This is a genomic window from Streptomyces sp. CNZ287 (assembly GCF_007827615.1).
In genome coordinates, this window is record NZ_VISV01000003.1 from 114,864 (window position 1) to 130,247 (window position 15,384).

The following is a 15,384-nucleotide window of genomic DNA, read 5'->3' on the forward strand; positions in this document are numbered from 1 at the left end:
TGAGGGCGGGTCAGGGTGTGCCGTACAGGCTGCGTACGCGGGCCTTGAGGAGCTTGCCGGAGGCGGTGCGCGGCAGCTCGGCGGCCGTCACCGCCGACTTCGGGATCTTGTACTTGGCGAGCCGCCCGGAGAGCGATCCGAGCACCTCGTCAGGGTCGAGCTCGGCGCCCTCGCGGGCGACGACGACCGCGCGGCCGACCTCGCCCCACTTCTCGTCCGGCACCCCGATGACGGCGCATTCCACGATGTCGGGGTGGGCGAGCAGGGCGTCCTCGACCTCGGCGGGGTAGATGTTCTCGCCACCCGAGATGATCATGTCCTTGATGCGGTCGACGACGGTGACATAGCCGTCGGTGTCGACGCGCGCGGCGTCCCCGGAGCGGAACCAGCCGTCGGCGAACGCCGCGGCGCTCTCCTCCGGCAGTCCCCAGTAGCCGGGCATGACGTGCGGCCCGCGCACCAGGATCTCGCCCGCCTCGCCGACGTCCACCGGCGTGAGATCGGGGCGGACGACGCGGACATCGCTGAAGAAGTGCGGCACGCCGGCCGAGCCGGCCTTGGCCGTGGCGTGCTCGGCGTCGAGGAAGAGGACGCCGGGGGCCGCCTCGGTCATCCCGTAGCCCTGCAGGAAGGTCAGGCCGCGGCTCTGGTAGGTGGCGATCAGCCGGGTGGGGACGGGGGATCCGCCGCAGGTGAGGATGCGCAGCGAGGACAGGTCGGCACCGGCCCACCGGCGGTGGTGGGCGATCCGGTCGAACATGGCCGGCACCCCGAACATGAAGGTGACCCGGTGCCGTTCGATCAGCTCAAGGGTGTCCCCCGGGTCGAAGCCCTCCACGACGAGGCAGGTGCCGCCCTTGAGCAGCACGGGAAGGGCCAGCATGTTGAGCCCGGCGATGTGGAACAGGGGCGCGGACGCGAGGGCGACCTCGCCCGCGGTCAGGTCGTGGTCGATCAGGACGTTGACGGCGTTCCAGGTGAGGTTGCCGTGGGTGAGCACGGCGCCCTTGGGGCGGCCGGTCGTCCCCGAGGTGTACATGATGATCGCGGTGTCGTCGAGGGCGACCGGCTCGTCGACGGGCTCGGTGACCATGGCGGCGAGCAGTTCCTCGTACGCGCTGCCGCCGACGGCGACGCGCGCGGGCGTCCCCTGCGCGTCGTCCCCTCCGGCGCCCGTGGCGTCGGTCGCCAGGGCCGTGTGCGAGGGGGCGTGCAGCAGCAGCCGGGCACCCGAGTCGGCGAGCTGGTACGCGATCTCGGGCGCGGCCAGCCGGGTGTTGAGCGGGACGAAGACCGCGCCCAGCAGGCCGGCGGCGAAGAGCGCCTCCAGGAAGGAGGGGTGGTTGGGGCCGAGGTAGGCGACCCGGTCGCCGCGCCGGACACCGTGCGCGCGCAGGGCGTGAGCGAGGCGGGTGGTGCGTTCGTGGAGCCCGGCGTAGCTGACGGCGGCATCGGCGTGGCCGGCCGCATCATCGTGGTGACGCGGACCGGTGCGGTTGCGCAGGGTGGTGTGGTGGAGCAGGGCGGTGCGGTGGGGGGTCTTGCGGGCCCGGCGTGCGGGCCATGACCCCAGTCCCTCGTTGCGCATCGTTGCGCCCCTTTGCGGCTCGACGGGGTTACGAGCGGGTGAGCCCGAGCAGCCGGGCTGCGTTCTCCTTCAGAATCGCTGGCCTGACCTCGTCCTTGATGGGCAGCTCGGCGAAGTCGGCGAGCCACCTGTCGGGGGTGAGGACGGGGTAGTCGGAGCCGAACAGCACCTTGTCCTTCAGCAGGCTGTTGGCGTACTTGACCAGCAGCGGCGGGAAGTACTTCGGCGACCAGCCGGAGAGGTCGATGTGGACCCCGGGCTTGTGGGTGGCCACGGCCAGGGCCTCGTCCTGCCAGGGGAATGACGGATGCGCCAGGATGATCTTCAGATGCGGGAAGTCGGCCGCCACGTCGTCCACGCGCATCGGGTCGGAGTACTTCAGGCGGATCCCGCCACCGCCGGGGACGCCCGCGCCGATGCCGGTCTGCCCGGTGTGGAACAGGGCGATGACGCCGGTCTCCTCGATCACCTCGTACAGCCCGTAGGCGAGGCGGTCGTCGGGGTAGAACCCCTGGATGCTGGGGTGGAACTTGAAGCCGCGCACCCCGTACTCCTCGACCAGGCGGCGGGCCTGCTGCACGCCCGCCCGGCCGCGGAAGGGATCGATGCTCGCGAAGGGGATGAGCACGTCCGGGTTGGCGGCGGCGGCCTCGGCGACCTCCTCGTTGGGGACGGGCGCGGTGCCGGTGGCGGACTCGGCGTCGACGGTGAAGACGACCGCGGCCATGTTCCGCTCGCGGTAGTAAGCGGCGGTCTCCTCCAGGGTGGGTCTGCGCTTGCCCCGGACCTTGAAATAGGCGCTGGATGCCTCGTGCAGGCCCTCGTCGAGGGAGGCGTGCCCCTTCGAGGACACCTCGGCGTGCGTGTGGACGTCAATCGCGGCGAGACCGTCGACGTCGAGGGCTGTCATCTCGGAGACCTCGGCCATCTCGGTCATCACGCCTCCGGGAAGACCGGGGCGGGGATGCCCACCGACTGCGGCTCGCGGCCGACCGAGGTGTGCCAGGCGGCGGCGATGGCCTCCGGCGTCCAGCCCCCGTCGGCGTACGCGACGGCTGTCTCCTGCGGGTGCGACCACAGGGCGAGCCGGTCGCCCCCGATGCCGATGCACTGCCCGGTGAGGTCGCGGGCGGCGTCGGAGGCGAGGAACGGCAGGAGCGCCGCGCAGTCCTCCGGGGTGCCGAAGCCCTCGCCCTTGCGCAGGAATCCGGGCAGCGGCTCGCCGCGGTGCATCGCCTCGACGTAGGGGGCGAAGGCCGGGATGTTCTCGGTCATCGCGGTGGCGGCGACCGGGACGATCGCGTTCACGGTGATGCGCGAGCGGGCCAGCTCCATGGACCAGGTGCGGGCCATGGCGGCGATGCCGGCCTTGACGGCGGCGTAGTTGGTCTGCCCGAAGTTGCCACGCTGGCCCGCCGGGGAGCCGACGAGCACCAGGCTGCCGCCCTCGCCCTGCTCGCGCATGCGCACCACGGCGGCGCGGGCACAGGTGAAGGTGCCCCGCAGGTGGGTGCTGACGACGGCGTCGAAGTCGTCGTCGGTCATCTTCCACAGCACCCTGTCGCGCAGGATGCCGGCGTTGGTGACCATGACGTCGAGCCGCCCGAACTCCGCCACGGCGCGGCCGACCAGGCGCTCGGCGGCCTCCGCGGTGCCGACGGCGACGGCCTCGGCGACGGCGCTGCCCCCGGACGCCCGCAGGGACTTCGCGGCCTCCTCGGCGACGCCGGTGTCGATGTCGTTGACGACGACGGACGCCCCGGCCCGGGCCAGCGCGGCGGCGTAGGCCAGCCCGAGGCCGCGGCCGCTGCCGGTCACGACCGCGACCTTGCCGGTCAGGTCCAGGCCGGCGGGTTCCGGGCCGACGGGTTTTGGGCCGACGGGTTCCGGGCGGGCTGGTTCTGGGGCGGTGGCGGAGGGCTCAGGCACAAGAGCGGATCCCTTCTCGTAACAGACAGCGAAGCTAAGTCCGATATTTGTTCTCGTCAATAGTTGTCGAAACCCAGCATGTGTTCCATGCTGGGACGGTCCCGCCCGACGTCCCGCGCGCACACGGACCGAACCCGGAGCACGACATCGCTGACGAAGACGCGCCCTGGATGCGCGGCCTGCACACCGACACCGGCTACCTCCTCTACCGGCTCGGGCTGCGCTCCGGCCGCCTGTTCAACGCCACCCTCGAGGAGTCCGGGCTGCGGCTGCGGCACTACGCGCTGCTGCGCTACCTGGCCTCGGCGGAGGGCGCCCTGCAGCGGGAGCTGAGCGAGCGCCTCGGCTACGACCCGAGCGCGATCGTGAACCTCGTGGACGATCTGGAGCGGCTGGGCCTCGTCGTCCGCAGGCCGTCGCCGGACGACCGCCGCAGCCGCATCGTCGTCCTCACCGACCGCGGCCGGGACACGCTGCGCGACACCGACAAGGGCGGGCGCCGGGTCACCGACGAGCTGCTCGCCCCGCTGCACCCCGACGAGCGGGCCGCCCTGCACGCACTGCTGCTGCGTATCGCGGAACCCGGACCGGACTGACGGACCCCGCCGATGCCGGCCCCCGCAGGACAGCCGCCGCCGGGACGCAGCCCCGGCACCGCGCGCACGCCCTCCCGGTCCTCCCGGTCGGCGGCGGACCGGCTGCTCGCCGTCCTGGGCGCGTTCGACCACGCCCACCCGGCGCTGTCCCTCACGGAGATCGCACAGCGCGCCGACCTCTCGCTGGCTACCGCCCACCGGCTGGCGGGGGCCCTGGCCGCGTGGGGCGCGCTGGAACGCGACGAGAGGGGCGGCTACCACATCGGGCTGCGGCTGTGGGAACTCGCGGCGCTGGCCCCGCGCGGCCCGGCGCTGCGCGAAGCCGCGCTGCCCTACCTGGAGGACCTCTACGAGTCGACCCACGAGAACGTGCATCTCGCCGTCCGCGACGGCCTGGACGTCGTGTACCTGGAGCGGATCTCCGGGCGCGCCGCCGTCGGCGTACGCAGCCGGGTCGGGGCGCGCTGGCCGCTGCACGCGACGGGCGTGGGCCTCGTCCTCCTCGCGCACAGCCCCGCGGCCGTCCAGGAGCAGGTCTGCGCACGCCCGCTGGCGGCCTTCACGCCGTACACCCTGTCCGACTCCGACAGCCTGCGCCGCGCCCTGGCCGAGGTGCGGCGCACCGGCTGCGCCGTGAGCGACCGTCAGATCACCGACGACGCGCTGTCCGTGGCCGCCCCCGTGCGCGGCCCGCGCGGCGCCGTGGTGGCGTCGGTGTCCCTCGTCGTACACGCCGCCGGTGCGCAGCCCCCGGCACTGATCCCCGCCGTGCGGCTGGCCGGGCGCGGCATCTCCCGGGCGCTGGGATGGCGGCCGGGCGCCGCTCCCGGCTGACCACCGGCGCGGCTCAGCGATGGCCGCCGCCCTTCTCCCGGCCGATGTCCCGGCCGACCACCAGCTCGGCCGGCCGGTACGGCACGTACGCCGCGCCGTCCGGGTCCGGCCCAGGCGCGGCCCGGTAGCGGACGCGCACCTGCGGGGCGTGCGTGGAGCCGGCGAGCAGGCAGGCGCAGTCGACGCCCTCATGCCGGGAGGTGTGCCGCTCGGGGTCGGACGAGGAGCCCGCCAGGGCGTGACCCCCGGCGCGGAGGTGGTCACGCACGGCCGGGTTCGGCGCATTCTGGGCGACGGTGGGGCCGAAGCCGTGGGTGAACAGCAGCCGCGTGCCGATCCAGTCCGCGGGCACGTCCGCGATCCAGGTGACGCCGTCGGGGAGCGTGCCGGTGGCATGCCGCGGGGGCGCCGTGTCCGGCCGTGCGGCGACGTCCGTCTGCGCGGCGGCCTCACGGCGAGGACAGCCAGGGCAGCCACCACGGCGAGGGCGGCCGGCGTGCGGAAGAGGCGCACGGGCACGGCGAGTTGCTCCGTTCTCCAGGAGGAGCGGGCACGGACGGCGCGGCACCGCAATGCCCGACCCCGGGAATGTAAGGCGAATTTCTGACTGCCGTCAATGATTCGCCCAACATTGGACACAGGCTTCCACCGGGCGGAAGAGCCGTTGCCCGCCCCCGGCCCCCGTCCCGACTCTGGTCCCACCCCACGACGCGGCGGAGCGGGAGCAGTTCCGCCCGGCAGCGAGAGGAGAACCATGCCCCCGTTCGCGAGGAACCAGTGGTACGTCACGGCCTACGGCCACGAGGTCGGCCGGGAGCTGATCGCCCGGACGGTCCTCGGCGAGCCGATCGCCCTCTACCGGACCGAGGACGAAGCGGCCGAGGTCGTCGCCCTGGCAGACCGTTGTGTGCACCGCCGCTTCCCGCTGTCGCAGGGCCGCCTGGACGGCGACACGGTGGTGTGCGGCTACCACGGCTTCACGTACGACAGCACCGGCGCCTGCGTCTTCGTCCCGGGGCAGAAGCGCGTTCCGCGCACCGCCCGCGTCCGCTCCTACCCCGTCGTCGAGCAGGACTCCTTCGTCTGGGTCTGGATCGGTGACCCCGCGGTCGCCGACCCGCGGACCATCCCGCGGGCCGCGCACCTGGCGGACCCGGGGTGGATCTCGGTCAGCGGCATGGAGACCATCCGCTGCGACTACGGACTGCTCGTCGACAACCTGCTGGACCTCTCCCACGAGACGTACCTGCACGGCGGCTACATCGGCACCCCCGAGGTCGCCGAGACCCCGATCGCCACGGAGGTCGACGAGGGCGCCGGCATCGTCCGCGTCAGCCGGCACATGGACGACGCCGCGTGCCCGCCGTTCTACGCGCGCTCCACCGGCCTCGAGGGCCGCATCACCCGCTGGCAGGACATCGAGTACCACGCCCCCTGCCTGTACCTGCTGCACAGCCGTATCGCGCCCGTCGGCGTCCTGCCGGAGGCGGACGGCAGCGATCCGCACGCCTTCCACACCGAGATCACCTACGCCATCACGCCCTCGGCGCCCGGCGCGGTCTACGACTTCTGGGCCGTCTCCCGGGACTTCGCACGCGACGACCCGGAGGTCACGGCATTCTTGCGGGACTCCAACCACACCGTGGTGATGCAGGACGTCGACGCGCTCCATGTCCTCCAGGAGGCCCTGGACCGCGAACAGGACGGCTACCAGGAGCTGAGCATCAACATCGACACCGGCGGCCTCGCGGCCCGGCGCATCCTGGCCCGGCTCGCCGAGGAGGGCGAGAAGCCGGTGGAGCGCGTCTCGTGAGCAGCGGCCCCACGGCCGAGGTGTACCGCGTGGACTGGCGGCCGGGCACGGACCTGCTGCACGGCGTCTGCCACTGCGGAGCCGAGCACACCACGCAGGACCCCGTGGCGATGTGGGAGTGGATGCTCGCCCACCCGGTCGGACACCCGCCCGGACATCCGGCCGGACACCCGGAATGACGGCGGACACCCACGACCTCGTCGTCGACGGCAGGCACGTGGCCGCCGACGGGGTGCTCGCCCTCACGCTCCGCCGCCCGGGCGGGGAACTGCCCGCTTGGGAGCCGGGGGCGCACGTGGACCTCCTCCTGGACGGCGGGCTCGTCCGGCAGTACTCGCTGTGCTCGGACCCCGCGGACCGCAGGACCTGGCGGATCGCGGTGCTGCGCGAGGCGGCCGGGCGGGGCGGCTCCGCGCAGGTGCACGACCGGCTGCACGAGGGCACGAAGGTCCGGGCCCGCGGCCCACGCAACACCTTCGCGCTCCGCCCGGCCGCGCGCTACCGGTTCATCGCCGGCGGCATCGGCATCACCCCGATCCTGCCGATGGTCGCCGCCGCCGACGCGGCGGGCGCGGACTGGTCGCTGCTCTACGGCGGCCGCACCCGCGCCTCGATGGCCTTCACCGGCGAACTGGCCCGCTACGGCGACCGGGTCGGCATCGCCCCGCAGGACGAGTCGGGCCTCCTCGACCTCGCGCCGTACCTGGCCGGGGCCGGACCGGACACGCTCGTCTACTGCTGCGGCCCCGCCCCGCTGCTGGACGCGGTGGCACAGCAGTGCGGCGGCCGGCCGCCGGGGACGCTGCACATGGAGCGCTTCCAGCCGCGCACGGCGCCGCGCGAGGGCACCGACCACGCCTTCGAGGTGGTGCTCGCACACTCCGGCAGGACGCTCACCGTGCCGGCGGACGCGTCCGTCCTCGACACCGTACGGGCGGCGGGCGTCGAAGTGCTCTACTCCTGCACCGAGGGCACCTGCGGCACGTGTGAGACGGACGTCCTTGAGGGCACGCCGGACCACCGCGACTCGCTGCTGAGCGAGGAGGAGCGGGAGGCGGGAGAGTCGATGATGATCTGCGTGTCCCGCTGCCGGGGGCCCCGGCTGGTACTGGGCCTCTGACGGCCCACTCGCTGGAGCCGATCACCACCGCGCCGCTGTTCGAGCACCACGGTGTGTGGTCGTGGCTGCCGGAGGTGGGCGGCCCGGCCCGCAATCCACACCGCCGAGCCGGCCTCTGGACACTGACCGCGGTCGGCGCGATCCTGGCCGACCCCCGCTCCACCGGCCGCCGGGTCCGGAACGGCCAGCGCACCGACCGGGAGCTGATCGACCCGGCCAGCACCGCCTCGGCCACCGCGACATCGCCCGCTGGAACCCACCGCGGGACTGGATCATCTCCGGCGAGAAGGCCCACCCGGCCCTGGTCAGCGAGGCCGGCTTCGTCGCCGCCCAGGGCAAGCGGGCCACCACCACCGCGCCGGGACGCACCTGCCTGCTCGCCGCACTGCTGCACTGCGGGGTGTGCGGGCGGCGGATGGACTCCTGCTGGTCCCGCGACCGCACCCTCACCGCCGGCACCCCGACGGGAGAAAGGATCCGCATCGCCTGAGCCCAGCGCCCAACTCCACCGCCGGAGGCGGGTAAAGAACAGCGCACCCGTTCCTCACGCCAGGTGAGATCCGGGTGCCGATCACGCCTGCCCGCAAACCTACGATCGTGGGGCAATGATGTGTCCGAGGGCCGAGTTGACCACTACACCCACGCCCTCACACGGAGAACATCGCTGGCCTTGGGGTGATGCACCTCCGTACCGATGCCGTCCAGTTGCCGGATGAAGGCAACGACGACCCTCGACGCGGTGCTGCTGCCCCACGTCATCCGCTACAACGGCACCGTGCCGGCCAAGCTCACCGGCCGGCCGGAGTACGAGCACTACCGCGCACCCGAGCGGTTCCAGGACATCGCCCGCACCATCGGCCTCCCCGCCGACTCCGCCGGGCAAGCCGTCGAGGCCCTCGGAGCGGCTCCGCGACGCCGTCGGCATCGAGCCCTCCTTCCAGAAGGCCGGCGTGGACGAGCGGAGCTTCCTCGAAGCCCTCCCCCGGCAGGCCCTGAACGCCTACGAGGACCAGTGCGCGCCCGCCAACCCGCGGATGCCGATGCTGGACGACATGCAGGAACTGATGCGAGCGGCCTACTACGGCGGCGCCGCCACCCCCGAACCGTCCTCCGCTCGGTAGCCCCGGCTGCCGCGTCATGCGGCACCGGACCGTCCCGGCCGCGACGGCCCGGTGCCGCATGACGGGACGGAGCCCGGCTGCCCTGGTTGCGGAGAACGACGCACACCGGGGCTCAGGTAGCCGGTACGACCACCACGGGGCAGCGGGGGCGTTGCAGAACGGCCTCGGTCGTGGGACTCAGCCGCGTGCCGCCGCGGCCGACGACAATACGTTCGGCACGTGCGGACGCCGCGACCAGCGCCTCATCCGGGGGCAGCAGCCGCAGGTCGTCGTGCACGTGCACCGCCGGGTACCTCTCTCGCCAGCCGCGCAGCGTGTCGCTGAGCCGCTGGACCTCCTGGTCCTCCCACTCCCCGCGATCCTCCTCCGGCACCGCGTACGACAGCCGCTCGGCGGCCGGCGGCAAGCCCCAGGCGTGCACGGCGCGCAGCACGGCTCCGCGGCGCTGGGCCGTGGCGAAGGCCAGGTCCACCGCGGGCTGGTCCGCGTGGTGGGCGTCGATACCGAGGACCACCTCGCCGCTGTCCGGCTCCCGCTCCCCCGCCGGCACCAGCGCCACCGTGCAGGAGGCGCGCGCCACCAGGGCGGACACCACACCGCCGGAGCTCTCCGGGCCGGGCGCCCCCAGCACCAGCAGTCCGGCCTCCGCCTCCGCCCCGGCCGGGGCAGGCTCCACTCCCGGGTCGCCGTGCCGCAGCCGTGTCGTGACCTGCAGCGCCGGATGCCGACCGGCCAGGTGCCGGGCAGCCCGCTCCAGGAGCAGACCGATGCCGGGGGCGGGGGTGTCCGCGGGTGGCTCCGGCTTCGCCGCGGCGACGTGCACCAGCCGCAGTTCCGCCCCCAGCGTGACGGCTTCTCCGGCCGCCCAGTCCACAGCCGCGGCGCTGCTCTCGGAGCCGTCGATCACGGCGACGACGCATCCTGACATCTCCCGGCCTCCCTCTCCCACCACTCGCGTCCTTGCACGGATGGGGCGCGGAGCCGCCGCCACGGCCGCCCCGCGCCCAGTGTGCCGTCTCACCGGGTGTCGCCCGTATCCCGGTGCGCGTCGTCGAGGCGGGCGCGCGCGGCCTCCAGGCGGGCGACGGGCACGCGGAACGGCGAGCAGGAGACGTAGTCCAGCCCGGCCCGGTCGAAGAAGCTGATCGATGCGGGGTCGCCGCCGTGCTCGCCGCAGACCCCCGGTGACGAGGCCCGGCCGGGCCGCACGGCCCTCGGCGGTGGCGATCTCCACCATGCGGCCCACGCCGTCGCGGTCCAGACTCCCGAACGGGGAGGTGTCGAAGACGCCCTGAGCCAGATAGGCGGGGAAGAACTCCGCCTCGACGTCGTCGCGGGACATCCCCCACACGGTCTGGGTGAGGTCGTTGGTCCCGTAGGAGAAGACCTCCGCCTCCCCCGCGATCCGGCCGGCGGTCAGAGCGGCCCGGGGCAGCTCGATCATGGTACCGACGGGGAGGTCGACGTCGGTGCCCGCGGCGGCCGAGACCTCGGCGAGCACCTGCTTGATCTCCGCTTTGACCTGGCGCAGTTCGGTCACGGAGGCGACGAGCGGCACCATGATCTCGGCGCGCGAGTCACCGCCGGCGCGGCGCCGGTCCACGACGGCCTCGGCCAGGGCCCGTACCTGCATGGCGATCAGGCCGGGCGCGACGAGCGCCAGGCGCACGCCGCGCAGGCCGAGCATCGGGTTGACCTCGTGCATCCGCTCCACGGCCTGCATCAGCTCCGCGTCGTGTGGGTCCGGGCGTTCGCCTCGGGCCCCGGCGGCGCTGAGGCGGGCGGTCAGCGCGGTGCGGTCCGGGAGGAACTCGTGCAGCGGCGGGTCCAGCAGCCGGATGGTCACGGGCATGCCGTCCGTCGCCGCGAGGATGCCGGTGAAGTCGGCGCGCTGCAGCGGCAGCAGCCCCTTGAGCGCCTGGCGGCGCTCGACGTCGGAGCGGGCCAGGATCATCGCCTCGACCAGATGGCGCCGCTCGCCGAGGAACATGTGCTTGGTGCGGCACAGGCCGATGCCCTGGGCGCCGAACCGTCGCGCCCTGGCGGCGTCCTCCGGTGTGTCGGCGTTGGCCCGCACCTCCATGCGGCGCGTCCCGTCTGCGTGCCGCAGGAAGCGGTCGACGGCCTTGACGAGATCGTCGTCGGCGATGTCACCGGTGTCGGCGCCGGCTTCGAGGTAGGCGGCCACCGGGGACTCGCGGAGGGTGAGCACGCCGAGCGGGTCATCTCCGCAAGGCCGGCGCCCTTGCCGCCGAGCAGCCCGGCCATCTCGCGGCCGCCTTCGTCGAATTCGTAGATGCTCTTGGCCATGTGGATCCTCTTCCTCCGGTGGGGCGGCCCGACGGTCGGTCGCTCCTGCGTCGGCTCGTGACCTCGTGGAAGAAGGCCAGCCCCGCTCATGAGTCGAGCAGCTCTGCAAGGTCGTGCACCACCACGTCCGCGCCGTGCCGCCGCAGCTCGGTGGCGCCGGCCTCCGTGCCGGTCCGGTCCACGCCGACCACCAGGGCGAAGCCGCCGCGCCGGCCCGCCTCGACGCCGGCGAAGGCGAACCCGACGACGGCGGCGGCGGACGGCTCGACGGCCAGCCGCCGGGCGGCTTCGAGGAACAGGTCCGGCGCAGGTGCGTCCTTCAGGTCCAGGTGAGCGGTGTCCCGGCCGTCGACCAGGCAGGCGAAGTAGGCCCGTACGCCGGCCCGGAGCAGCAGGTCCCGGGTGTGCCGGGAGGCCGAGACGGCCGCGCAGGGCACGTCGGCCCGGCGCAGCCGGTCCAGCAGGTGCACGGCGCCCGGGTACGCCTCGACGCGGTGCTCGTCCAGGCGGGCGGTAAAGGCCGCCTCCTTGGCCGCGACGACGGCCCACACGCTGTCGGTGCCCGGGGCATCCCGGGGAGTGCCGAGGGGCAGGGTCATCCCGCGGGTGGTGAGGAAGTCCGTGGCGCCGTCGATGCGGTGCTTGCCGTCGACGTGGCGCCGGTAGTCCCCGACCGGGTCGAACGTGCCGCGCAGCGCCGGGTCAGCGGGCGGACGGGCATGCAGAACGGCGTCGAAGGCGGCCTTCCAGGCGGCGGCGTGCACCGGGGCCGAGTCGGTGATGATCTCGTCGGTGTCGAACACCACGGCGTGCAGGCCGTGCAGTTGCGGCACCAGCCCGTCGTGAGGCGTGCCGATCGGACCGGCTGCCGCGGCTGCGGTCGTCATTGCTGTCTCCTCTCGATGCGCGACGTACGGCGGTCCGGGCGCCGCGGCGGGTACCCGGACCGCCGGTTCGCGGGTCATCCGGTCACTGGAGCGAGCGGTGGTCGCGGACGAAGGGGAGCGTCGCCCACATGCGCCCCAGGCCCCAGGTGTTGCCGGCGTAGGTGACGGCGAGGGCGATCGCGACGACCGCGTAGATGACGTGGTAGTCGATCAGCGGGTTCGTCGACATGCTCGGCGAGCCGTCCGACAGGTGCTTGGCCGGCGGCCACTCGGCGACCCACATCAGGGCCATCATCACGGTGGTCGCCAGTGCGGCGAACCGCAGCGCCACACCGAGGACGAGCGCGATGCCGATGCCGAGCAGGCCGAGCATGAACAGCCAGTCGGCCCAGGCGTCGCCGGCCCAGGAGTGGAAGGTGTCCTCCATCGGGCCGACGGCCACGCTGCCGAGGAAGCCCTCGGTGGGCGAGCCGCCGTCGATCCAGGCGCCGTTGCCCGGCGTCGCGTAGCTGAAGCCGAAGGTCTTGTCGAGGAAGGCCCACAGGAAGACGAATCCGGTCATCAGCCGGACGCCGGCGAGGACGTAGCCGACCGCCGGGGTGGTGGTCGCCGCGGCGGCCGCTCCGGTCCCGTCCGTCGAGCGCGCCGCACGCCGCTGCGGCAGGTGGAGGTCGAAGTGCCGTCGGGGCTGCTGGTGCACTGCCATGGTTCCGCTCCCTTGGTGTAACGCTCGGTGTCTGTTCGGTCTGTGCGCTTTCAATCTCCCGTGGGGGACGCCGGTTGCGGATGGCCTGAAGAGGGCCTTCGCGCAGGCCCGAAGGTCGTCAAGGCGAAGGGCTGTCCGGCCCTGAGGCCGAGGGCCGGTCCGCGCCCGGCGGTCGGCGTGGTGCTATCGGGCCGGGACGAGGACCACGGGGCAGCGGGCCTCGTGCAGCAGCGAACGCGCCGCGCGATCCGGGCCGCGGCAGCTCCTGCGGGTGGCGACGACGAGCAGGGCTTCGCCGGTCTCTGCCGCCCCCGCCGCGGAAGTGGCGAGGGCGGCGCGGGTTTCGCGGTGCTGCGGTGCCCGCTGGTGCGGTTCGGGGGCGGCCGGGTGCCGCCGCGCGGCGGCCGGCCCGGGGGCGGCCGGCGCGTACGTGGGCGCGTGCCGGATGCGGAGTTCGACGCCGCGGAGCCGGGCCTCCGCGAAGGCGAGGCCGGCGGCGTCCGCCTCGTCGTCGGCGCCGACGACGAACAGGACGAAGCCGGGCCCGGCCTGCCGGCGGCCGGCCCGCTTGCCGCCCACGATCATCACCGGGCACTCGGCACGCGCGGCGGTGCGCCGGCTCACCGAGCCGGTCACGAACCCGGCGATACCGTCAAGGTCCCGACTGCCCACCACGGTCAGCGCCGCCGTCCGGCCGCGGTCGAGCAGGGCGCGCACCGGGTCGCCGGCCACCGGCACGGCGGCGGTCTCCAGTGCGGGATGCCGGGTGTGTACGCGGTCGACGGCGGCTGCGAGGACGGGTGCGGCGCCGTCCACGTCCGGCAGGGCATGGACGATCTCCAGCTCACCGCCGCGGAGCGCCGCCTCTTCCGCCGCCAGGTCGAGGGCCCGCACCGCGGGCACCGAGCCGTCGAATCCCACCAGTACGCGTTCCATGGTCATCTCTCCGCCTTCTGTCGCCGGGACGTGAACGCTGCCGAGCATGGGCGGCGTCGCGCAGGAGGAAGAGGGGGCACTTCGGCTCCGATCGGCACCGAGCGGCCCCGCCCGGGAAGGGCCCTGTGGAGGCACATGAGGATGGGACGGCCGGGCAGCGGCCCTCGCCCGGGCCGGTGGACCGGCCCGGGTGGGGACTCCCGGCCCGCGGTCGGGCCCCGGGAAGCCCAGGAGAGCGGCGGGAGTGGCGTCGGATCCTGACATCGGACTCGTACCGAGAGGGGATCCGTGATGACAGAGGTCGTGCACGAGACTGCGGCGCACGCGCTGCTGGCCGACGGCACAACGCTGCAGATCCGGCCGGCGGGGCCGGAGGACAACGAGCGGCTACTGGACCTGTACCGGCAGATGTCGCCGGAGAACCTGCGGCTGCGGTTCCCCGTCGCACTGGTCGAGGACCTGCTGCGAACGCTCCCCGAAGGGGCCTTCGCCGCCAACCGCGGCGCCGGCCCCGTGGACCTGACCGGCCTGGAGCAACTGCCGCTGCGGCTGTCGGCGATGGTCCACGACCTGCCGCAGATCACCGAGGCCGACCTCAACCCACTGCTGGCCCGGCCGGACGGCATCACCGCCGTGGACGTACGCGTCCGCGTGCTGCCGCACCGGGGACACGACCCGTACCTGCGCCGGCTGCGCTGAGCGCGCCCGCGCCTCTTCTGAGGAGACTGCGATGAAGCACCGGAAGATCGGCAACGTGATGACCGACGACGTCGTCACCGCCGGCCCCGCGACCCCGTTCAAGGAAGTCGCCCGACGGCTGCACGAGCACCGCATCAGCGGCCTGCCCGTGGTCGACGACGACGAGCAGGTCCTCGGTGTCATCTCCGAGACCGACCTGATGCTCCGCCAGGCCGCGCAGCGCCCCGTGTACGGGCCGCAGCGCCGCCGCCGGCTGCCCCGGCTGACCCGCCGGGCCCGGACGGAGCGCCGCAAGGCACGGGCGACCGGCGCCCAGGCCCTGATGTCCCGGCCCGCGGTCACCGTGCGTGCGGACGACACCGTCACGCACGCCGCGCGCATCATGGCCGCGCACCGCGTGGAGCGGCTGCCGGTGGTCGACGAAGAGAACCGGCTGATCGGCATCGTCACCCGCCGCGACCTGCTGCAGGTCTTCGTCCGCAGTGACGCCGAAATCCGCCGCGAGGTGCTCGACGAGGTCCTGGTCCGCGGCCTGTGGGTGGTCGCCGGGCAGGTCCGCGTCGTCGTCGAGGAGGGGATCGTGGTCCTGGAGGGCGAGCTGGAGCGGCAGAGCGAGGCCGCGATCGCCGGGACGCTCACCGAGAAGGTCGACGGCGTGGTCAGCGTGGTCAACCGGCTGACCGCCCGCGTGGACGACTCCCGGATCCGCCCCGTCGAGCAGGTCCCGCACGGCGTGGCCGAGGACTGGCTGCGCCGTCTCTGAAGGAGGCGCGACTGTCGTGAGCACTCCCCCTCGTGCTCGTCGCGTACGGCACGAAGAACGGCTCCGCGGCCGAGGCGGCGGC

Annotated in this window: 16 protein-coding genes and 2 pseudogenes; 9 read left to right on the plus strand and 9 right to left on the minus strand. The window is 73.8% G+C overall.

The window, feature by feature from the left end; genetic code table 11:
• Positions 1-10: 10 nt before the first annotated feature.
• Genes menE through FB457_RS08040 form a run of 3 tightly spaced genes read right to left on the minus strand, consistent with a single transcriptional unit; the run spans position 11 to position 3,433 of the window.
• Positions 11-1,588 (minus strand): o-succinylbenzoate--CoA ligase, encoded by a 1,578-nt coding sequence (gene menE / locus FB457_RS08030; protein ID WP_047018870.1) that lies wholly within the window; start codon positions 1,586-1,588, stop codon positions 11-13.
• 28 nt (positions 1,589-1,616) lie between these two features.
• Positions 1,617-2,525, minus strand: coding sequence for an amidohydrolase family protein (locus tag FB457_RS08035; protein ID WP_486588958.1), 909 nt, complete (start codon positions 2,523-2,525; stop codon positions 1,617-1,619).
• Positions 2,525-3,433 (minus strand): SDR family oxidoreductase, encoded by a 909-nt coding sequence (locus tag FB457_RS08040; RefSeq protein WP_145781567.1) that lies wholly within the window; start codon positions 3,431-3,433, stop codon positions 2,525-2,527. The genes FB457_RS08035 and FB457_RS08040 overlap by 1 nt, the downstream gene beginning before the upstream one ends.
• A 254-nt stretch (positions 3,434-3,687) precedes the next feature.
• On the opposite strand from FB457_RS08040, the gene FB457_RS08045 reads away from it, so the two are divergent.
• Positions 3,688-4,113, plus strand: coding sequence for a MarR family winged helix-turn-helix transcriptional regulator (locus tag FB457_RS08045; RefSeq protein WP_047020499.1), 426 nt, complete (start codon positions 3,688-3,690; stop codon positions 4,111-4,113).
• Positions 4,114-4,125: 12 nt separating this feature from the next.
• A complete protein-coding gene (locus tag FB457_RS08050; RefSeq protein ID WP_047018869.1) occupies positions 4,126-4,947 on the plus strand; it encodes an IclR family transcriptional regulator in 822 nt (273 codons plus the stop codon).
• Between the two features lie 13 nt (positions 4,948-4,960).
• Here FB457_RS08050 and FB457_RS35155 read toward each other — a convergent pair whose 3' ends face one another.
• Positions 4,961-5,299, minus strand: a complete 339-nt coding sequence (locus FB457_RS35155; protein WP_047018868.1) for a hypothetical protein — start codon at positions 5,297-5,299, stop codon at positions 4,961-4,963.
• A gap of 402 nt (positions 5,300-5,701) precedes the next feature.
• On the opposite strand from FB457_RS35155, the gene FB457_RS08060 reads away from it, so the two are divergent.
• The 5 genes and pseudogenes from FB457_RS08060 to FB457_RS08080 form a co-directional block, all read left to right on the plus strand.
• Entirely contained in the window at positions 5,702-6,760 is a 1,059-nt protein-coding gene (locus FB457_RS08060) for an aromatic ring-hydroxylating dioxygenase subunit alpha (protein ID WP_047018867.1), read from the plus strand.
• Positions 6,757-6,939, plus strand: a complete 183-nt coding sequence (locus FB457_RS08065) for a hypothetical protein (RefSeq protein WP_047018866.1) — start codon at positions 6,757-6,759, stop codon at positions 6,937-6,939. Before FB457_RS08060 ends, FB457_RS08065 begins: the two co-directional genes overlap by 4 nt.
• On the plus strand, positions 6,936-7,880 hold the full coding sequence (locus FB457_RS08070) for a PDR/VanB family oxidoreductase (protein ID WP_145781366.1): 945 nt from the start codon (positions 6,936-6,938) through the stop codon (positions 7,878-7,880). The genes FB457_RS08065 and FB457_RS08070 overlap by 4 nt, the downstream gene beginning before the upstream one ends.
• Before the next feature lie 61 nt (positions 7,881-7,941).
• Positions 7,942-8,370 (plus strand): hypothetical protein, encoded by a 429-nt coding sequence (locus FB457_RS08075; protein WP_145781368.1) that lies wholly within the window; start codon positions 7,942-7,944, stop codon positions 8,368-8,370.
• Between the two features lie 243 nt (positions 8,371-8,613).
• Positions 8,614-9,001, plus strand: a pseudogene (locus tag FB457_RS08080) (bifunctional acetaldehyde-CoA/alcohol dehydrogenase); the annotation flags it as partial.
• 112 nt (positions 9,002-9,113) lie between these two features.
• On the opposite strand, the gene FB457_RS08085 reads toward FB457_RS08080, so the two are convergent.
• From FB457_RS08085 to FB457_RS08105, 5 genes and pseudogenes are all read right to left on the minus strand, one after another.
• The gene (locus FB457_RS08085) at positions 9,114-9,929 is read right to left on the minus strand and encodes a universal stress protein (RefSeq protein WP_145781370.1); all 816 of its coding nucleotides are present in this window, start codon (positions 9,927-9,929) and stop codon (positions 9,114-9,116) included.
• Positions 9,930-10,018: 89 nt separating this feature from the next.
• Positions 10,019-11,216, minus strand: a pseudogene (locus tag FB457_RS08090) (putative PEP-binding protein); the annotation flags it as partial.
• Between the two features lie 181 nt (positions 11,217-11,397).
• On the minus strand, positions 11,398-12,198 hold the full coding sequence (locus FB457_RS08095; RefSeq protein ID WP_145781371.1) for an HAD family hydrolase: 801 nt from the start codon (positions 12,196-12,198) through the stop codon (positions 11,398-11,400).
• An 82-nt stretch (positions 12,199-12,280) separates the two neighbouring features.
• Positions 12,281-12,904, minus strand: coding sequence for a DoxX family protein (locus FB457_RS08100; protein ID WP_078898501.1), 624 nt, complete (start codon positions 12,902-12,904; stop codon positions 12,281-12,283).
• A 183-nt stretch (positions 12,905-13,087) separates the two neighbouring features.
• A complete protein-coding gene (locus tag FB457_RS08105) occupies positions 13,088-13,846 on the minus strand; it encodes a universal stress protein (protein ID WP_047018862.1) in 759 nt (252 codons plus the stop codon).
• Positions 13,847-14,131: 285 nt separating this feature from the next.
• Between FB457_RS08105 and FB457_RS08110 the strand changes: the two genes are divergently transcribed.
• Both FB457_RS08110 and FB457_RS08115 read left to right on the plus strand, forming a co-directional pair.
• Complete coding sequence (locus FB457_RS08110; RefSeq protein ID WP_047018861.1) at positions 14,132-14,539, plus strand: acetate--CoA ligase family protein; 408 nt, start codon at positions 14,132-14,134, stop codon at positions 14,537-14,539.
• A 31-nt stretch (positions 14,540-14,570) separates the two neighbouring features.
• Positions 14,571-15,302, plus strand: coding sequence for a CBS domain-containing protein (locus FB457_RS08115; RefSeq protein ID WP_145781373.1), 732 nt, complete (start codon positions 14,571-14,573; stop codon positions 15,300-15,302).
• Positions 15,303-15,384: the final 82 nt, after the last annotated feature.